At 63.9% G+C, this 16,926-nt stretch carries 18 protein-coding genes; 13 read left to right on the top strand and 5 right to left on the bottom strand.

Features of this window, described 5'->3' with window-relative positions:
* A partial coding sequence (locus Q0094_RS06925) for a PhoX family phosphatase (protein ID WP_297616852.1) occupies positions 1-1,742 on the bottom strand: 1,742 nt, incomplete at its 3' end.
* A 259-nt stretch (positions 1,743-2,001) separates the two neighbouring features.
* On the opposite strand from Q0094_RS06925, the gene Q0094_RS06920 reads away from it, so the two are divergent.
* The 3 genes from Q0094_RS06920 to Q0094_RS06910 all read left to right on the top strand — a co-directional run bounded on the left by Q0094_RS06920 (position 2,002) and on the right by Q0094_RS06910 (position 5,050).
* Entirely contained in the window at positions 2,002-2,628 is a 627-nt protein-coding gene (locus Q0094_RS06920) for a L,D-transpeptidase (RefSeq protein ID WP_297616850.1), read from the top strand.
* 109 nt (positions 2,629-2,737) lie between these two features.
* Positions 2,738-4,171 carry an aldehyde dehydrogenase family protein gene (locus tag Q0094_RS06915; RefSeq protein ID WP_297616848.1) on the top strand — a complete coding sequence of 478 codons (1,434 nt, stop codon included), beginning with the start codon at positions 2,738-2,740 and terminating at the stop codon, positions 4,169-4,171.
* Between the two features lie 102 nt (positions 4,172-4,273).
* Positions 4,274-5,050: a hypothetical protein gene (locus Q0094_RS06910; RefSeq protein WP_297616846.1), complete on the top strand. Its 777-nt coding sequence runs from the start codon at positions 4,274-4,276 to the stop codon at positions 5,048-5,050.
* Between the two features lie 13 nt (positions 5,051-5,063).
* On the opposite strand, the gene Q0094_RS06905 is transcribed toward Q0094_RS06910, so the two are convergent.
* The 3 genes from Q0094_RS06905 to Q0094_RS06895 are packed head-to-tail and all read right to left on the bottom strand — an operon-like array spanning position 5,064 to position 6,779.
* Positions 5,064-5,726, bottom strand: a complete 663-nt coding sequence (locus tag Q0094_RS06905) for a pseudouridine synthase (protein WP_297616845.1) — start codon at positions 5,724-5,726, stop codon at positions 5,064-5,066.
* Complete coding sequence (locus tag Q0094_RS06900) at positions 5,723-6,019, bottom strand: DUF1244 domain-containing protein (RefSeq protein WP_297616856.1); 297 nt, start codon at positions 6,017-6,019, stop codon at positions 5,723-5,725. Before Q0094_RS06900 ends, Q0094_RS06905 begins: the two co-directional genes overlap by 4 nt.
* A 22-nt stretch (positions 6,020-6,041) precedes the next feature.
* Positions 6,042-6,779: an N-formylglutamate amidohydrolase gene (locus Q0094_RS06895; RefSeq protein WP_297616843.1), complete on the bottom strand. Its 738-nt coding sequence runs from the start codon at positions 6,777-6,779 to the stop codon at positions 6,042-6,044.
* A gap of 171 nt (positions 6,780-6,950) precedes the next feature.
* Here Q0094_RS06895 and pyk point away from each other — a divergent pair, with 171 nt between their 5' ends.
* The 9 genes from pyk to mscL all read left to right on the top strand — a co-directional run bounded on the left by pyk (position 6,951) and on the right by mscL (position 14,972).
* Positions 6,951-8,399, top strand: a complete 1,449-nt coding sequence (pyk, locus tag Q0094_RS06890) for a pyruvate kinase (protein WP_297616840.1) — start codon at positions 6,951-6,953, stop codon at positions 8,397-8,399.
* Complete coding sequence (locus Q0094_RS06885) at positions 8,396-8,929, top strand: hypothetical protein (protein WP_297616837.1); 534 nt, start codon at positions 8,396-8,398, stop codon at positions 8,927-8,929. The genes pyk and Q0094_RS06885 overlap by 4 nt, the downstream gene beginning before the upstream one ends.
* A 71-nt stretch (positions 8,930-9,000) precedes the next feature.
* A complete protein-coding gene (locus Q0094_RS06880) occupies positions 9,001-9,231 on the top strand; it encodes a hypothetical protein (RefSeq protein ID WP_297616834.1) in 231 nt (76 codons plus the stop codon).
* A 132-nt stretch (positions 9,232-9,363) separates the two neighbouring features.
* Entirely contained in the window at positions 9,364-9,564 is a 201-nt protein-coding gene (rpmI, locus tag Q0094_RS06875) for a 50S ribosomal protein L35 (RefSeq protein ID WP_297616831.1), read from the top strand.
* A gap of 12 nt (positions 9,565-9,576) precedes the next feature.
* Entirely contained in the window at positions 9,577-9,936 is a 360-nt protein-coding gene (gene rplT / locus Q0094_RS06870) for a 50S ribosomal protein L20 (protein ID WP_297616827.1), read from the top strand.
* A 186-nt stretch (positions 9,937-10,122) separates the two neighbouring features.
* Positions 10,123-11,187: a phenylalanine--tRNA ligase subunit alpha gene (pheS, locus tag Q0094_RS06865; RefSeq protein WP_297616854.1), complete on the top strand. Its 1,065-nt coding sequence runs from the start codon at positions 10,123-10,125 to the stop codon at positions 11,185-11,187.
* Positions 11,188-11,190: 3 nt separating this feature from the next.
* Positions 11,191-11,547 (top strand): DUF2513 domain-containing protein, encoded by a 357-nt coding sequence (locus Q0094_RS06860; protein WP_297616824.1) that lies wholly within the window; start codon positions 11,191-11,193, stop codon positions 11,545-11,547.
* A gap of 347 nt (positions 11,548-11,894) precedes the next feature.
* Positions 11,895-14,303 (top strand): phenylalanine--tRNA ligase subunit beta, encoded by a 2,409-nt coding sequence (gene pheT, locus Q0094_RS06855; protein ID WP_297616821.1) that lies wholly within the window; start codon positions 11,895-11,897, stop codon positions 14,301-14,303.
* A 237-nt stretch (positions 14,304-14,540) separates the two neighbouring features.
* Positions 14,541-14,972 (top strand): large conductance mechanosensitive channel protein MscL, encoded by a 432-nt coding sequence (gene mscL / locus Q0094_RS06850; RefSeq protein WP_297616818.1) that lies wholly within the window; start codon positions 14,541-14,543, stop codon positions 14,970-14,972.
* Positions 14,973-15,033: 61 nt separating this feature from the next.
* On the opposite strand, the gene ald is transcribed toward mscL, so the two are convergent.
* Positions 15,034-16,152, bottom strand: a complete 1,119-nt coding sequence (ald, locus tag Q0094_RS06845; RefSeq protein WP_297616816.1) for an alanine dehydrogenase — start codon at positions 16,150-16,152, stop codon at positions 15,034-15,036.
* A 151-nt stretch (positions 16,153-16,303) separates the two neighbouring features.
* Between ald and Q0094_RS06840 the strand changes: the two genes are divergently transcribed.
* A complete protein-coding gene (locus Q0094_RS06840) occupies positions 16,304-16,747 on the top strand; it encodes an Lrp/AsnC family transcriptional regulator (protein ID WP_297616814.1) in 444 nt (147 codons plus the stop codon).
* Positions 16,748-16,926: the final 179 nt, after the last annotated feature.

Genomic DNA, 16,926 nt, shown 5'->3' with positions numbered 1-16,926 from the left:
CGGCCCGTGACCGGGTCGCCCGCCAGCATCTGGTTGTTGCCCATGCCGGCGTATTCATCGGCATTGCTGTCGTCGCCATCGGTCTGGATCCAGATCAGGCCGGTGCTGTCGATCACCATCCCGTCGGGCGAGTTGAACAGGTTGCCCTCGTTGATGTTGGCCGATCCTGCCAGCGGGCCTTCGGCCACGGTGGGGTTGCCCGCCATGACGTAGAGATCCCAGGTAAAGCCCTCGGCGGCGTGGTCACCGCCCATGGGCCGCCAACGCACGATCTGGCCGTAGTTGTTGGCCTCGCGCGGGTTGACCGCGTTGACCGTCATCGGATCGCCGCCCGCATTGGTGCGCACGGTGCCCGCATCGGTCAGAACGCCGCGACGCGAGTTGTTGGTCAGGCAGCAATAGGCTTCGGCCGCGTTCGGATGCACCGCGATCCACTCGGGACGGTCCATCGTCGTGGCGCCGACGCGGGAGGCCGCCGTCCGGGTGAAGACGGCGATATGGGCCGCATCCATGCCGGTGGTGGCAGGGGTCAATGGCAGCCAACGGCCCGACATGTCATCTTCGAAAACAGCGACCGAAAGCTCGCCCTCGACCAGCAGGGTCGAGGTGTCGCCGCCGGGGACGTAGACATCACGGCTCAGCCAGCGATACATGAACTCGCCCCGCTCATCATCGCCCATGTAGACGGCGACGCGACCATCGGCGGCGATGCCATAGGCGGCGTTCTCATGCTTGAAGCGGCCCAATGCAGTGTGCTTGATCGGGGTCGAGCCGGGATTGGCCGGATCGATTTCCACGATGTAGCCCGCGCGATGGGGCTCGTTGGGGTTGGTCGCCACGTCAAAGCGCGGATCGAACCCGTGGTAGTTGTAGCGGCCCGGTTCCACGGCGGTATTGACGCCGTAGCGGCGGTAGCCATCGAGAACTGCGCGCCCTGCTGCAACCTCGGAGGCGGCACCGAAGTAGCCGTTGAAGTTTTCTTCGCAGGTCAGATAGGTGCCCCAAGGCGTCCGGCCCGAGCCGCAGTTGTTCATCGTGCCAAGCGACGCCATGCCGGTCGGGTCATCAGCGGTCTTGAGCAGGTCATGACCGGCGGCAGGGCCGGAAAAGGTCATCGGCGTGTTGTGGTGGATGCGGCGGTTGTAGGGGCTGTCGACCACGACCGACCAGCCATCGGCGGCTTCGGCGATTTCCATCACCGACACGCCCTGCAGGTGCTGCAGGATGCGCACATCGTCCAGGCTGGTGGGCATCCCGTCGGCGGTGTGCGGCAGGTTGATCTTGTTGTTGGTGTATTCGCTGTTCACGACGAGGATTTCGCGCCCGTCGATGTTGAACAGCTCCATCCCGTCGGTGTTTTCACCAAAGACGCGTTCGGACATTGCAACCGATACGCCATTTTGCGGGTCAAACGCGCCTTCGGCGTCCGAGAACAGCGCATCACCCCAGCGCACCAGCGTTTTCCAGCTGTAGCCTTCGGGAACATGCACGGTGTTGTCGGTCTGGGCGGCGATCGGCATGAAGGGGAAGCGCGAGGCAGGCTGTGCCAGCGCAGTGGTGCCTTTCAAAAGGCCGGCACCCATGACGGCAGCACCCGACCCAAAGGCCAGAACACCGCCCAGAAAGCCACGGCGCGAAATGGCGCGCTCGACCACGCGGTCGAAATCCTGAACTTCGGGGCGGGGAAATTTCAGCTCGTCCCACTCATCGGCGGACAGGCTTTGAATGTCGATGTTGTTCATGGCGTGCGTTCCCTGGCTAAGATCAAACGGCTTCAACGGCCAAGGTCCGCAATAAAAACCGGGTGTAACGTTTTTTTTGCCGTTATGTGAAAATCGGATTTTTCCACAACTTTCGACGCCTTGCGCGCGGGTATCGGCCGTGACCGCTGTCACCCTGACCGAAACGTGACGCGCAGGGCACTTGTCCACAGGCGCAAGAGACCCCAAAAGAGGGTGTGTTTTCAACGCGATTCTCGACTGTGCAAAGGGAGGTGCGGTCATGCTGACCCGCCGGCATTTCATCATCACCAGTGGCGCAATGTTTTCTGGTGCTCTGGCCGGACCCGCCCTGTCGCAAGATTCGGTTGGGTTCGATGCGGGCGTGACACGCCCCGATCCTGATCCCAATGCCAACAATCCCTGGGGTCTGCATCCGCGGTTCATGCCGATCCGGGTGCAGCACAAGGCGGGCCTGCGGCCCGGTGACATCCATGTCGATGCGCGCGCGCGCTATCTTTACCATATCGGCACCGATGGCACCGCGATGCGCTATGGCGTGGCGATCGGGCGACCGGGCCTGTATGTGCCGGGCGTGTTTCGCATCGGTCGCAAGCAGGAATGGCCGTCCTGGACGCCGACGTCGAACATGATCGCACGCGAGCCCGAGATTTACGGCCAGTTTGCGGGCGGTGTGCCGGGTGGTCCGGAAAACCCGCTCGGGGCGCGGGCCTTTTATCTGTATGAAGGATCGCGCGATACCTATCTGCGCATCCACGGCACGCCGCAGCCCTGGTCGATCGGCACCTCGGCGTCGTCGGGTTGCGTGCGCATGGTCAATGCGCATGTCATCGATCTTTATGCATCTGTCGACATTGGCGTGACCGCGTTCCTTTATCCGGCATCCTGACAACGGGCGCGCGCCTTGCGTCGTTTGTGGTCTTCAGACTGTCGTGGGATCGCCTTGCGGCCGGCCCGTGGGAATGACAGGTTTGCCCCATCACGAAGGAGGACCCGACATGGACCATAGCCGCCATTTCTACATCGACGGGCGTTGGGTTGCCCCGGCCGCGCCCCGCGATCTTGATGTGATCGACCCCTCCACCGAAGAGGTCTGCGCCACGATCTCGCTGGGCGATCAGGCCGATACCGATGCCGCCGTTGCCGCCGCGCGCCGCGCCTTTGATGGCTGGGCCGCAACCCCCCTGCCGGAACGGATCGCGGCGCTGGAGCGGATTCTGGCCGTCTATCTGACCCGCAGCGAAGACATGGCACAGGCGATCACGGCGGAAATGGGTGCGCCCCTCGACTGGTCGCGCCAGCAGCAGGTCACATCGGGCGATTGGCATTTCGAGGGCTTTCTCGCCGCTGCCCGCGCGATGGAATGGGATCATCCGCTGGGCCCGCAGTCGCCGGGTGAGCGGATTTTCCATGAACCCGTGGGCGTGGTGGCGCTGATCACGCCGTGGAACTGGCCGATGAACCAGATCGCGCTCAAGGTGGCACCGGCTTTGCTGGCGGGGTGCACCATGGTGCTCAAACCCTCCGAGGTATCGCCCTTGTCGGCGTTGGTCTTTGCCGAGATCGTGGATGCGGCGGGATTGCCGCCGGGGGTGTTCAATCTGGTCAATGGTGATGGGCCGGGCGTGGGCAGCCAGCTTTCGGTCCATGCGGATGTCGACATGGTCAGCTTCACCGGATCGACGCGGGCGGGCCGCCTGATTTCCAAGGCGGCCGCTGACACGATCAAGCGCGTCAGCCTTGAACTGGGCGGAAAGGGCGCAAACATCATCTTTTCGGACGCCGATGATCGCGCGGTCAAGCGCGGCGCTGCGCGGTGTTTCAGCAATTCCGGCCAATCGTGCAACGCGCCGACCCGCATGCTGGTGCACCGTGACCGCTACGATGCGGCGGTGGACATCGCCGCGCGCGTGGCCGAAGACACCCCGGTCATTCCCGCCCATCAAGAGGGGCGCGGTATCGGCCCCGTTGTCTCCGAGGTGCAATTCCAAAAGATCCAGGCCCTGATCCAGAGCGGCATCGACGAAGGCGCGCGGCTGGTCGCGGGCGGCACCGGACGGCCCGGGCATCTGAACCGCGGCTATTTCGTACGCCCCACGGTCTTTGCCGATGTGACCCCCGACATGACGATCTGGCGCGAGGAAATCTTTGGCCCGGTCTTGTCGATCATCCCCTTCGACACCGAAGACCAGGCGATCGCCATGGCCAATGACACGGAATATGGCCTGACCAATTACATCCAGACCACCGACAAGGATCGCCTGCGGCGCGTGGCGCGGCGCTTGCGTTCGGGGATGGTGGAAAGCAACGGCCGGGGCTTTTCCAAGGGATCGCCCTTTGGTGGCATGAAGCAATCGGGCAATGGCCGCGAAGGCGGGGTCTGGGGGCTGCACGAATTCCTTGAGGTCAAGATCGTCAGCGACTGGGATTGAGCCGCCGTTTCGCCGCGCGGTGTTTCTGCGCGGCGGAAGTTTGTCGTGGTCTTGTCGCACAATCCGCCTATCTGTCGCCCTGACGATGGAAGGAATGGCGGCATGGACCCGACAGTCTTGATCCTCGGCAGCGGCCCTGCGGCCGTTGCGGTGCGCGGTTGGGACCGTGCGGGATTTGATCATGTGGTGGCAATCAACAATGCGTGGCGTCTGCGCCCCGATTGGGATGTGTCGATCCACCCCGAGGATTTCCCCCCCGAACACCGCCCCGCAACGCTTGGCCCCGGTCAGCGCCGGGTCGGTGCGGGGGATTACGTGCCGATCCAGAACGCCTATGGCGGGTTCGTCTATGCAGGCGGCACCATGGCCTTTACCGCAGGCTATTGGGCCTTGGGCGCGCTGCGCCCGCGTGTGATGGCGTTTTTCGGTTGCGACATGGTCTATGCCGCCACCGGGCGCACGCATTTCTATGGCACGGGCACCGCCGATCCGCTGCGCGCCGATATCACCCTCCAAAGTCTTGAGGCCAAGGCCGCGCGTCTGCAACTTCTGGCCGCCGCGCAGGGATGTGCCTGTGTGAACCTGTCATGGGGTGACAGCCGTCTGGTCTATCCGCGTGCAGGGATCGCCGATCTGGCCGATGTTGGGCCGATCCGGCCCGACCCCGCGAGCCTTGCCCTTGCCCAGGCGCGCGAGGCGGAATTGGGCTATCTTGTGCCCTCGGGCCGCTATTGGGACGAGGCGGCCCGTTTCGATGCGGATGCGCTGCGCGAGCTTGATGCGCTTTGGCTGGCCGCGCATCGGGCGGCCGAACCGCAAGCCGGCCCGTCGATGGGTGCGCGCGTTGCCCGCTTTCGCACGGTGAAGGCCAAGGTTTAGGCGGCACGCCCCCTCAGAACGGCACGGGCGCGCGAAACAGCATGCCCTTGCCGCCATCGGGGTGGCGCAGCTTCAGGCTTTCGGCATGCAGCATCAGGCGCGGATAATCGCGCGCCGCGCCCGTCGCATAAAACGGATCGCCAAGGATCGGATGGCCGATCTCGCGCATGTGGACCCGCAATTGATGCGACCGTCCGGTCAGCGGGTAAAGCCGCATCCGCGTCGTGCCATCCTCGATCCGAACCCGGCGCCATTCGGTCTGGGCGGGTTTGCCGATGTCCCAATTCACATGCTGAAGCGGGCGGTTCGGCCAATCGACGCAGAGCGGCAGGTCGATCGCCCCGGTTTCCCCGGCCACCTCGCCCCAGACGCGGGCGACATAGACCTTTTTCATCATCCGCTTTTCGAATTGCAGGTTCAGATGGCGCTGGGCATGCGGTGCCAGCGCGAACACCATCACCCCCGAGGTATCAAGATCCAGCCGATGCACCAGAAGCGCGGTGGGAAAGGCCGCCTGAACGCGGGCCAACAGGCAATCGTCCAGATGTTCGGCCTTGCCCGGCACTGACAACAACCCCGCAGGCTTGTTGACCAGCACGATCGCATCATCCGCATGGATCACCTCCAGCGGGCTGTCGGGGGGCGCATAGTCAAAGGGCGGGTTGGGGTTGCTCAATGGCCGGGGTTCGATGCGTCGAAGGCCGATTTTTGCGCGGCGCTGGCCTCGGTCTGGCGGGTGGCCTTCCAGTCGTCATAGGGCATCCCGTAGACGATGACGCGGGCGGCGTCCTTGTCCATCTCGATGCCGCGATCATTGGCGGCTTCCTGATACCAGCGCGCCAGGCAATTCCGGCAGAACCCTGCAAGGTTCATCATGTCGATGTTCTGCACATCGGCGCGTTCATCCAGATGTTGCAGCAACCGCCGAAAGGCGGCGGCCTCAAGGGCGGTTCTGGTCTGGTCGTCCATGGTCATTCCTCCGGCGGTTTTCTCAGACCTCGGCATTCGCAAGCGCCGCGTCAAGCATTGGCGCAAGTCTTTGGCCCCAGGCGCGCTGTTGGTCGGGTGTTTCGATCAGATCGTTGCGAATTTCCACCAGCACATGCGGCCGTCCGGGTTGCACCGCATGGCGGTCCAGCGCATCGCCGGGCAGATGGCCGGAATAGGGCTGGTTGTCGCCCACACACAGATCGGGTTCGCCACCAAGCCGCGCCAGCAGCGGATGGGCCAGCCGCCTGTCGCCCGCAGAAAGCACCCCCACATGCCACGGCCTTGGCGCACGCCCCCGCAATTGCGGGGTAAAGGAATGGATCGCCACGATCACAGGCGCCGCATGCGCAGCGATCAGCCCGGCCAGCGCGGCATGATAGGGGCGGTGGAACAGATCAAGCCGCCGGGCGATTTCCGCCGCATCGGCGTGCCGGTTGGCCGGGATGATCGAGCCGTCGTAGATCTTCATCACCAGCGTCGGATCATCTTCGCCCCGGTTGGGGTCGATCACAAGGCGCGAGACCTCGGACAAGATCACGGGGCTATCGAGCGCATGGGCGAGGCTGCGCGCCACGCCAGCCGCACCCACATCATAGGCGATGTGGCGCGCCATGTCGGCGGGCGGCAGCCCAAGATCGCCCCCTGCCACGCAATCGGGCACCCGGTTCGAGGCGTGATCACAGGTCACGATCCAGCGCCCGCGCCGGTTGTCGCCTTCGATGCTGTAGGGGGATGTCATGGCCCTGTCATGCCTTTCGCCCAAGACGCGGGCGGCATAGGCCCTTTTGCGCGGCTTGGCCAGTGGGCGCCTGGCTCGGCTGTTGTGGCTTGCCGGAATTTGCGCCATAGAACCCGTAGGGCAGGGGTGTTTGCGCTAACATGCCCAATGCCGGCAATGAGGAACCAACCGATGAAACGCGACCGCAACGTCAAGATCGTGGCCACCCTGGGCCCGGCATCCGATGGCGAGCACATGATCCGCAAGCTCTATGATGCCGGCGCGGATGTGTTCCGCCTGAACATGTCGCATGGCGGTCATGCCGAGATTGCCGCGCGCCATGCCGCGATCCGCAAGGTCGAACAGGCCGTGGGCCGGCCCATCGCGATCCTTGCCGATCTTCAGGGGCCAAAACTGCGCTGTGGCGTCTTTGCCGATGATGCGGGGCATGTGCTGAAAACCGGCGCGACCTTTCGCTTCGATCTCGACAAGACGCCGGGCAGTGATGCGCGCGTGAACCTGCCCCATCCCGAGATTTTCGCGGCCCTTGAACCCGGCGCGCGGTTGTTGGTCAATGATGGCAAGGTGCGGTTGCGCGTCGATGCCTGTGGGCCCGATTTTGCCGATTGCACGGTGATCGCGGGGGGCCCGGTATCCAACCGCAAGGGCGTGAATGTGCCCGACGTGGTACTGCCGCTGGCCGCGCTGAGCGAGAAAGACCGCGCCGATCTGGAGTTTGTCTGCGATCTGGGGGTGGACTGGCTGGCGCTGTCCTTTGTGCAGCGTGCCGCCGATGTGCACGAGGCGCGCGATCTGGCGCGCGGGCGCGCGGCGATCTTGTCCAAGATCGAGAAGCCCGCAGCCGTCACCGCCTTTGACGAGATCCTGGCGGTGTCCGATGGCATCATGGTGGCGCGCGGCGATCTGGGGGTTGAGTTGCCTGTGCAGAATGTGCCGCCGATCCAGAAGCGGCTGGTGCGCAAATGCCGGGCCGCGGCCAAGCCCGTGATCGTGGCCACCCAGATGCTCGAAAGCATGATCGACAGCCCGATGCCCACCCGCGCCGAGGTGTCGGATGTGGCGACCGCCCTTTACGAAGGGGCCGATGCCGTGATGCTGAGCGCGGAATCGGCGGCGGGCTCCTATCCGGTCGAAGCGGTGCAGACGATGAACAACGTCGCCCTCGAGGTCGAGAATGATCCGAACTTCACATCCATCATGGCCGCCTCGCGCACGGTGGCGCGGGTGACCACGGCTGATGCCATCGTTCTGGCCGCGCGCGAGATCGCCGAGACGGTGGATATCAAGGCGATCTGCTGCTTCACCCAGTCGGGCACCACCGCCGCGCTGGTGGCGCGCGAACGCCCACAGGTGCCGATCCTTGCGCTGACGCCCCTGGTTGGGGTGGCGCGGCGGATGTGCCTGACCTGGGGGTGCCATTGCTATGTCACGGGCGAGGTCACGCGCTTCAAGGAAGCGGTCGTGTCGGCCGCGCGCGTCGCCCGCGAAGGCGGCCACGCGACCGAAGAGGATCAGATCATCGTCACCGCCGGCGTGCCCTTCAACGTGCAGGGCTCGACCAACATCCTGCGCGTGGCGCCTTGCGCCGAACGGCTGATCTATGCCTCTGACCCGGAATGATCCGCGCCCTTTGCGCCCTCGCGATCCTGCTGGCTTGGCCCGCAGGCGCGCGGGTGCTGGAGGGGCAGATCACGGCGCAAGACGGGGCGGGGCGTTTCGTGCTCTTGCCCGAGCCGCCCATGGCCGTGGGCGAAGACATCTTCGACAGCCCCGATCTGATCGCCTTTGACGAGGCGCAGCTGGTCGTCTTGGAGCAGGGACTGCGCCTTGATACCGGCGGCTTGATACCGGCGGGAACAAGCGTGGCGCTGCATTCCGTGGTCTTTGATGGCATGGGCGGGCGGCAACGGGGCTGGGTGCGCTTTTCCGCGCCGATCCTGGGCCTTGTGATGACCGATGATGCGCTGGCGGCCACCGATGCGCTGGCCGGGGTGGGCGTGCTTTATCTGGGCCATCGGATGCGCGGGCTGGAACCGGGTGACCGCGCCTGGATCGATCCGGGCGACCGGGCGCGGCTTTGGGTCGATTGGGCGGGGTCTTCGCCCGGCGATCATCTGCGTGTCATTACCCAAGCCGCACCGCTCATGTGAGGGTAGCGGGCTTTTTGCAAATGTTGGGCCGGTCAATTGTGCTATGGTGGGATCATGTGCGGGAGAGTTTCATGGTCTTGGATCCCAATGTCATCATCGTGATCGCCAGCGTCTTGACGATGTTCTCGCTTTCAGCCTGTTTGTCTGGCTGGGCCGATCGGCGCATGCCGGTTGGCGGCATCCTGGTGTTGGCATCCGCGCTTGGCATGTTTGCTTATGTGCATCTGTTTTTGGCTGTGGGCGGATTGACGATCTGGTCCATCCCCGAGGCGTTTGTCCATGTCGCGGCAAAACTGCTTTGACGGGCACCGCCCTGGTGCGCTGCCTCTGGACAGGCTTGGCCCAACCTTGTATGCGACGCGCTCCAACGGTGCGGCCGGCCAAAACGGCATGCCGAGTCGCGCCCGAAGCTCTCTAGAAGACAGGAGATCGAAATGCCGAAGATGAAGACCAAATCAAGCGCCAAAAAGCGCTTCAAAGTGACCGGCACCGGCAAGGTGGTGGCAGGTCAGGCCGGCAAGCGGCACGGGATGATCAAGCGGACCAACAAGTTTGTCCGCAATGCGCGTGGGACGACGACGTTGTCGGAACAGGACGCAAAGATCGTCAAGACCTACATGCCCTACGATCGCTGAGGAGCCTGAACCATGTCCCGTACCAAAGGTGGAACCGTCACCCATCGCCGCCACAAGAAGGTTCTTGACGCGGCAAAAGGCTATTATGGCAACCGCTCGCGGAACTTCCGCACAGCGACCCAAGCCGTCGACAAGGCCAACCAATACGCAACGCGCGACCGCAAGGCCCGCAAGCGCCAGTTCCGCGCGCTGTGGATCCAGCGGATCAACGCCGCTGTCCGTGCCTTTGACGAAACGATGACCTATTCGCGTTTCATCAACGGTCTGGCGCTGGCTGGCATCGAGGTGGACCGCAAGGTTCTGGCCGACCTGGCCATCCACGAACCCGACGCCTTCGGCGCCATTGTGCAACAGGCGCGCGCTGCGCTCTGATCTGCGGCTGGCTTGAATGCGAACCCCCGCCGGGCGATGGTCCGGCGGGGGTTTGTTTTTGCGCGCTTGGCTGCGGCATGGCCATGATCGGCCAGTCGGTTCCCATCCCTCCGGCTTGCAATCGCGGCCTTGCGTGATAGGTGAGGGCGCGGAATTGACGGGCAAAAGGCGCGGATCATGGACGGGTTGGAACAGCTGAAATCGGACTGGCTGTCGCGCATTGGCGCCGCACAAGACGAGGCCACGCTTGAGGATCTGCGCGTGGCGGCGATTGGCAAGAAAGGCGACATCAGCCTGCGCATGCGCGATCTGGGGGCCATGTCCCCGCAGGAGCGCCAGATCGCGGGCCCCGCGCTGAACGCGCTCAAGGATGAGGTGACGACCGCCATCGCCGCAAAGAAAGCGGCGCTTGGCGACGCGGCGTTGGACGAGCGGCTGCGCGCCGAATGGCTGGATGTGACGCTGCCCGCGCGTCACCGCCGCAACGGCACGATCCACCCGGTCAGCCAGGTGACCGAAGAGGTGACGGCGATTTTCGCCGACATGGGCTTTGCCGTCGCCGAAGGGCCCCAGATCGAGACCGACTGGCACAATTTCGATGCGCTGAACATCCCCGGCCATCACCCGGCACGGGCCGAGATGGATACCTTCTACACCCATCGCGCGCCGGGCGATGATCGCCCGCCCCATGTGCTGCGCACCCACACCAGCCCGGTGCAGATCCGCTACATGGAGGCCCATGGCGCCCCCACCCGCGTGATCGCGCCGGGCCGCGTTTACCGCGCCGATTACGACCAGACCCATACGCCGATGTTCCATCAGGTCGAGGGGCTGGCGATTGACCGCGACATCTCGATGGCCAATCTGAAATGGGTGCTGGAGGCGTTTTTCTCGGCCTATTTCGGCCGCACCGTAAAGACCCGCTTTCGTGCCTCGCATTTCCCCTTTACCGAACCCTCGGCCGAGGTCGATATCCAGTGCAGCTGGGAAGGCGGCACCGTGAAGGTCGGCGAAGGCAACGACTGGCTCGAGGTGCTGGGTTCGGGCATGGTGCATCCGAAGGTGCTGCAAGCAGGCGGGATCGACCCGACCCAGTGGCAGGGTTTCGCCTTCGGCATGGGCATCGACCGCATCGCGATGCTGAAATACGGCATCCCCGATCTGCGTGCCTTTTTCGATTCAGACCTGCGCTGGCTGCGCCATTACGGCTTCAGCGCGTTGCAGATGCCAAGTGTGCATGCGGGGGTGTAGTAGATGAAGCGTGATGATGAGTATCTGAGGGGGCTTTTGATCGACTTTGAAGAAAGCGACGACGTTATCCATCTTGTCGCAGAGTACATGCGGATGCCGCTCGAAGAGCGGAAGAAGCTATATCATGTGCGGTTAGCTTGTGATGCCGGTTTGATGGTAGAATCCGGGGATTCAGTCTACCGTCTAACAAACTCTGGGCATGACTATATTGCAGCCGTGCGAAACGAGGGAGTTTGGCAGCAAACAAAGGCAGTCGTTGCAGAAACAGGTGGTTCAGCCACTTTGGATCTTTTGAAGCAACTCGCCATTGGTTTCTTGAAAACGAAGATAGAGAAGCACACTGGCGTACCGCTTGGTTGACGCCCGCCCGAACAGCGCCGAAGGCGCCGGGCGAGCGCCTGCCCGCCCCCCGGGCTGGCGCTTTGGTGATGGTAGCACGTGGTTCAAGCTTCGTCCGGATTTGGCACCATAAACCGCGCCGTTCGACCGATGCTGCGCCAACCCGCGGGCAGTCGCGTGCCCGGCTGGCACCGGAATGAATGTGCGGCGGACGGTGCGCCTGAAGGCGCACCCTACGGTTTGGCGGGTTTGTGGGTAGGGTGTGCCTTAAGGCGCACCTGCGATACCATCCCAGAACCCCCTTCCCCCATAGACACCGCGCGCAGAGGCGTTAGAACGCGCTCAATACCCGCGACGGAGCCATGCCCATGAAATTCACTCTCTCCTGGCTGAAGGATCATCTCGAGACCACCGCGACGGTGGACGAGATCGTGGAGAACCTGACGGATCTGGGCCTCGAGGTCGAAGGCGTGGAGGATCCTGCCGCGCGGCTGGCCCCCTTTACCATCGCGCGCATCCAGTCGGCCGAGCAGCATCCCGATGCCGACCGGTTGCGGGTCTGCATGGTCGAAACCGATGAGGGCATGAAACAGATCGTCTGTGGCGCGCCCAATGCGCGGGCGGGGATCACGGTGGTCTTGGCCAAGCCCGGCGATTACGTGCCGGGCATCGACACCACGCTGGCCGTGGGCAAGATCCGCGGCGTCGAAAGCCATGGCATGATGGCCTCGGAACGGGAATTGGAATTGTCCGACGAGCATGGCGGGATCATCGAACTCCCCTCCGGCAGTGTGGGCCAGAAATTCACCGCCTGGCTGGCCGCAAACGACCCCGCCAAGGTTGACCCGGTGATCGAGATCGCGATTACACCGAACCGCCAAGACGCGCTTGGCATCCGCGGCATCGCCCGCGATCTGGCGGCGCGCGGCTTGGGCAGGTTGAAGGCCCATGATCCGCTGCCCGTGGCGGGACGCTTTCCCTGCCCCGTCACCGTCAGCATCGACGCCGACACGCTTGACGTCGCCCCCCATTTCGCGGGCCGCGTGATCCGGGGTGTCAAGAACGGCCCCAGCCCCAGATGGCTTCAGGATCGGCTGCGGGCCATCGGTCTGCGTCCGATCTCGGCTCTCGTCGATGTGACCAACTATTTCACCTATGACATGAACAGACCCCTGCATGTGTTCGATGTGGACAAGATGCATGGTGGCCTGCGCGTTCATCGCGCCACGGGCGATGAGACGCTGTTGGCGCTGGATGGCAAGACCTATGCCTTGCGCGCGGGTCATACGCTGATTTCTGATGCGCACGGCCCCGAAAGCCTGGCCGGCATCATGGGCGGCGAAGATACGGGCTGCACCGAAGACACCGTGACCGTTTTTCTTGAAAGCGCCTGGTGGGACCCGGTTCATACCGCGCTGACGGGGCGCGATCTGAAGATCCATTCCGATGCGCGCTACCGGTTCGAACGCGGCGTCGACCCCGACTATACCCTGCCGGGGCTTGAGGCCGCGACCCGGATGATCCTTGATCTGTGTGGCGGTGAGCCCTCGGATGTGGTCGAAGCGGGCACCGCACCCAAGACTGCACGCAGCTACAGCCTCGACACAAGGCGCGTCATCTCGCTGGTGGGGATGGATATTCCCAAGGCCGAACAGGCGCGTATCCTGACCAGCCTTGGCTTTTCGGCGACGGGCGCGGGCGACACTCTGGAGGTCTGGGTGCCATCGTGGCGGCGCGACGTTCAGGGCGAGGCCGATCTGGTGGAAGAGGTGGCGCGCATTTCCTCGCTGACCAAGCTTGAGCCCAAACCCCTGCCGCGCGCCACGGCGGGTGTGCCCAAACCCGTGCTGACACCGATGCAATTGCGTGAACGCATGGGGCGGCGCACGGCTGCGGCGCTGGGCTATAATGAATGCGTCACCTATTCCTTCATCGACCGCGCGGCGGCCCAGCTGTTCGGCGGAGGGGGCGATGAGGTGATGCTGGAAAACCCGATTTCCGCCGATCTGAGCCATATGCGCCCCGACCTGCTTCCCGGCCTGTTGCGCGCGGCGTCCCGCAATCAGGCGCGCGGCATGACGGATCTGGCGCTCTTCGAAATGGGCCATGTCTTTCATGGTGGCGAACCGGGGCAACAGCATCTGCAGATCGCGGGGCTTTTGGTCGGTCACACGGGCCCCCGCGATCCCTATGGCACCCGGCGCGCGGTGGATGTCTATGACATCAAGGCCGATGCCGAAGCCGTGCTTGCCGCGATGGGCGCGCCCGCCAAGGTGCAGATCCTGCGCGGTGCGCCAGGCTGGTGGCATCCCGGGCGGCATGGCGTGATCTGTCTTGGGCCGCAAAAGCGGTTGGGGATTTTTGGTGAGCTCCATCCCAAGGTTCTCAAGGCGATGGACGTCAAGGGCCCCGCCATGGCATTTACCCTGATGCCCGGTGACATCCCGCTGCCCAAGACCGCCAGCGCCAGCCGTGGCGCGGTGGAGATGGCGGGTTTCCAAGCCGTGGATCGCGATTTCGCCTTTGTCGTCGACGCCGAGGTCGAGGCCGCCCTGCTGGTCAATGCCGCTGCCGGCGCCGACAAGGCGCTGATTGCGGATGTGCGCGTCTTCGACGAATTCATCGGCGGTTCTCTGGGCGAGGGGAAAAAATCCATCGCGCTCAGCGTGCGCTTGCAACCGCGCGACCGGACCCTGACCGAGGATGACATCGAAACCGTGGCAGCAAAAATCGTGGACAAGGTGCAAAAAGCCTCGGGCGGCTTGCTGCGCGGGTAATTCGATTATTCGTACGAATAATCGCACTCTGCGAATTTTCGTACGAAAATTCGACCCCTCGCCATGTGGCGCATGGTGCCACAGCCCTGTGGCACACGCGAACACGGCCGCAAAAATCGCATGTGACCGGCGATCCATTCTTGCGATCGGGGACGTGTCACGTACAACGTCCTGCGCAGCGCCAGGCCATCCAGCATCATCTCGGCGCGTGAGATCCGTAAACAGTGGAGCAAGCACATGATTAACGAATTCAAGAATTTCATCGCGCGCGGCAATGTCGTGGACATGGCCGTGGGCATCATCATCGGGGCGGCCTTCACCGCGATCGTGTCGTCTTTTGTGGGCGATCTGATCAACCCGGTCATCGCGATCTTGACGGGTGGCATCGATTTTTCCGGCTGGTTCTATGCCATGAACGGCGAAAGCTATGCCTCGTTGACGGCGGCCACGGAGGCCGGTGCGCCTGTGTTTGCAATCGGAAAATTCGTCATGGCCGTGATCAATTTCCTGATCATTGCCTTTGTCGTCTTCCTGCTGGTCAAGATGGTCAACCGCATCAAGCAGGCAGCCGAAGGCGAAGCAAAACAAGCCGAGGCCGAGGCCGCCCCCGCCGGTCCGACCGAGTTGGAGGTTTTGCTCGAAATCCGCGACGCGCTCAGAAAAGGCTGACGGCCGCGAACCGCAATGGCCCGCTTGTCGGGGTGGGCCATTGCGTCTGGCACGGGCCGCATCAGCCGCGCGCTGCATCCTCGGGGGCGATCGCCGCAATGCCAAGCGCCTTGCCGACCGCGTCATTGGTCAGCGCGCCTTCATGGGTGTGCAGCCCCGCCATCAGGCCAGCATCGGCCAGACAGGCCTGTCGCCATCCTTTATCCGCCAAGGACAGCATGTAAGGCAGGATTGCATTGCCCAAGGCCAATGTCGAGCTTCGCGCGACGGCGCCGGGCATGTTGGCGACGCAGTAATGCACAACGCCATCCACCTCATAGATCGGGTCCTGATGCGTGGTGGGGTGCGATGTTTCAAAGCAGCCGCCCTGATCGATGGCCACATCAACGATCACTGCGCCGGGTTTCATTGTGGCAAGCTGCGCGCGCGTCACCAGCTTGGGCGCGGCCGCGCCGGGGATCAACACCGCCCCGATCACCAGATCGGCGCGCGTGATCATGTCTGCCGTGGTCTCGGCGCTGGCATAGCGCGTACGGAATGTGCCGCGATAGACATCGTCGAGATAGCGCAGCCGTGCAAGCGAGCGGTCCAGAACGGTGACATCAGCCCCCATACCCGCCGCGACGCGCGCGGCCTGCGTGCCGACGACACCGCCGCCGATCACCAGAACCTCGGCCGGGGCCACGCCCGGCACGCCGCCCAACAACACCCCGCGCCCGCCATTGGCCTTTTGCAGCGCCCAGGCGCCCACCTGTGGGGCAAGGCGGCCCGCCACTTCGGACATGGGTGCCAAAAGCGGCAGCGCACCCGCGCCATCGCGCACGGTTTCATAGGCGATGGCGGTCACGCCGCTGGCCAGCAGATCGCGCGTCTGCTCCGGATCGGGGGCAAGATGGAGATAGGTGAACAAGATCTGCCCCCGGCGCAGGCGCTTGCGCTCGATCGCTTGCGGTTCCTTGACCTTCACGATCATGTCCGCGCGGGTGAAAACCTCTTCGGGGGTGGCGATGATCTCGGCGCCGGCGGTGACATAGGCGGCGTCGTCAAAGCCCGCGCCAAGCCCGGCGCCGGTTTCCACGATCACCCGGTGGCCATGCACAACCGCCTCATGCGCGGCGGCGGGCGTCAGGCCAACCCGGTATTCTTGCGGTTTGATTTCCTTGGGGCATCCGATCAGCATGGGGGTGTCCTTTCATTCTTGCCACGATGATGCGCCACTCCCGTTGGAATTGTTTTGATCTTTTGCCCGATATTTCGCATAATATTGCAAGATTCTTCGAATATTCAGGCCATAAATGAAAGATTCTACGTCAATCCCGTCACTGGACGACATGGATCGTGCCATTTTGCGGGCCTTGCAGCGCAATGGTCGCATGACGCATGCCGAATTGTCCGACCGCGTGCACCTGTCGCCCTCGGCCTGTCACCGGCGGGTGCAAAGGTTGGAACAGGCGGGGGTAATCCGCGATTATGTGGCGCTGTTGAACCCGCGTGCCGTGGCCCGGGTGACCACGGTTTTCGTCGAAATCCGATTGTCGGGCCAGGCCGATGAAATCCTTGACGCGTTCGAAAAGGCGGTGGCGCGGGTGCCCGATGTGCTGGAATGCCACCTGATGGCGGGTTCGGCGGATTACCTGCTCAAGGTCGTCGCGCAAGACAGCGAGGATTTTGCCCGCATCCATCGACAGCATCTGGCCCGTCTGCCCGGGGTGGCGCAGATGCAATCGAGCTTTGCGCTCAAGACTGTGTTCAAGACCACGGCCCTGCCGCTGTAGCGGCGCCGCCGCGCCATGCCCCGGCCCCAAGACGGATACGAAGATGAGCGCCACACCCACCTATGCCGACTGGATCGCGGTTGATTGGGGCAGCAGCACCGCGCGGGCATGGGCCATTGCGGCCGATGGCACAATCCTTGCCGAAGCCATGCGCCCCATCGCACCGGCTGTGGGCCGCG

The organism is uncultured Roseicyclus sp., from assembly GCF_937892565.1.
Classification (GTDB): domain Bacteria; phylum Pseudomonadota; class Alphaproteobacteria; order Rhodobacterales; family Rhodobacteraceae; genus Roseicyclus.
This window is presented reverse-complemented; position numbering and strand designations above follow the sequence as displayed.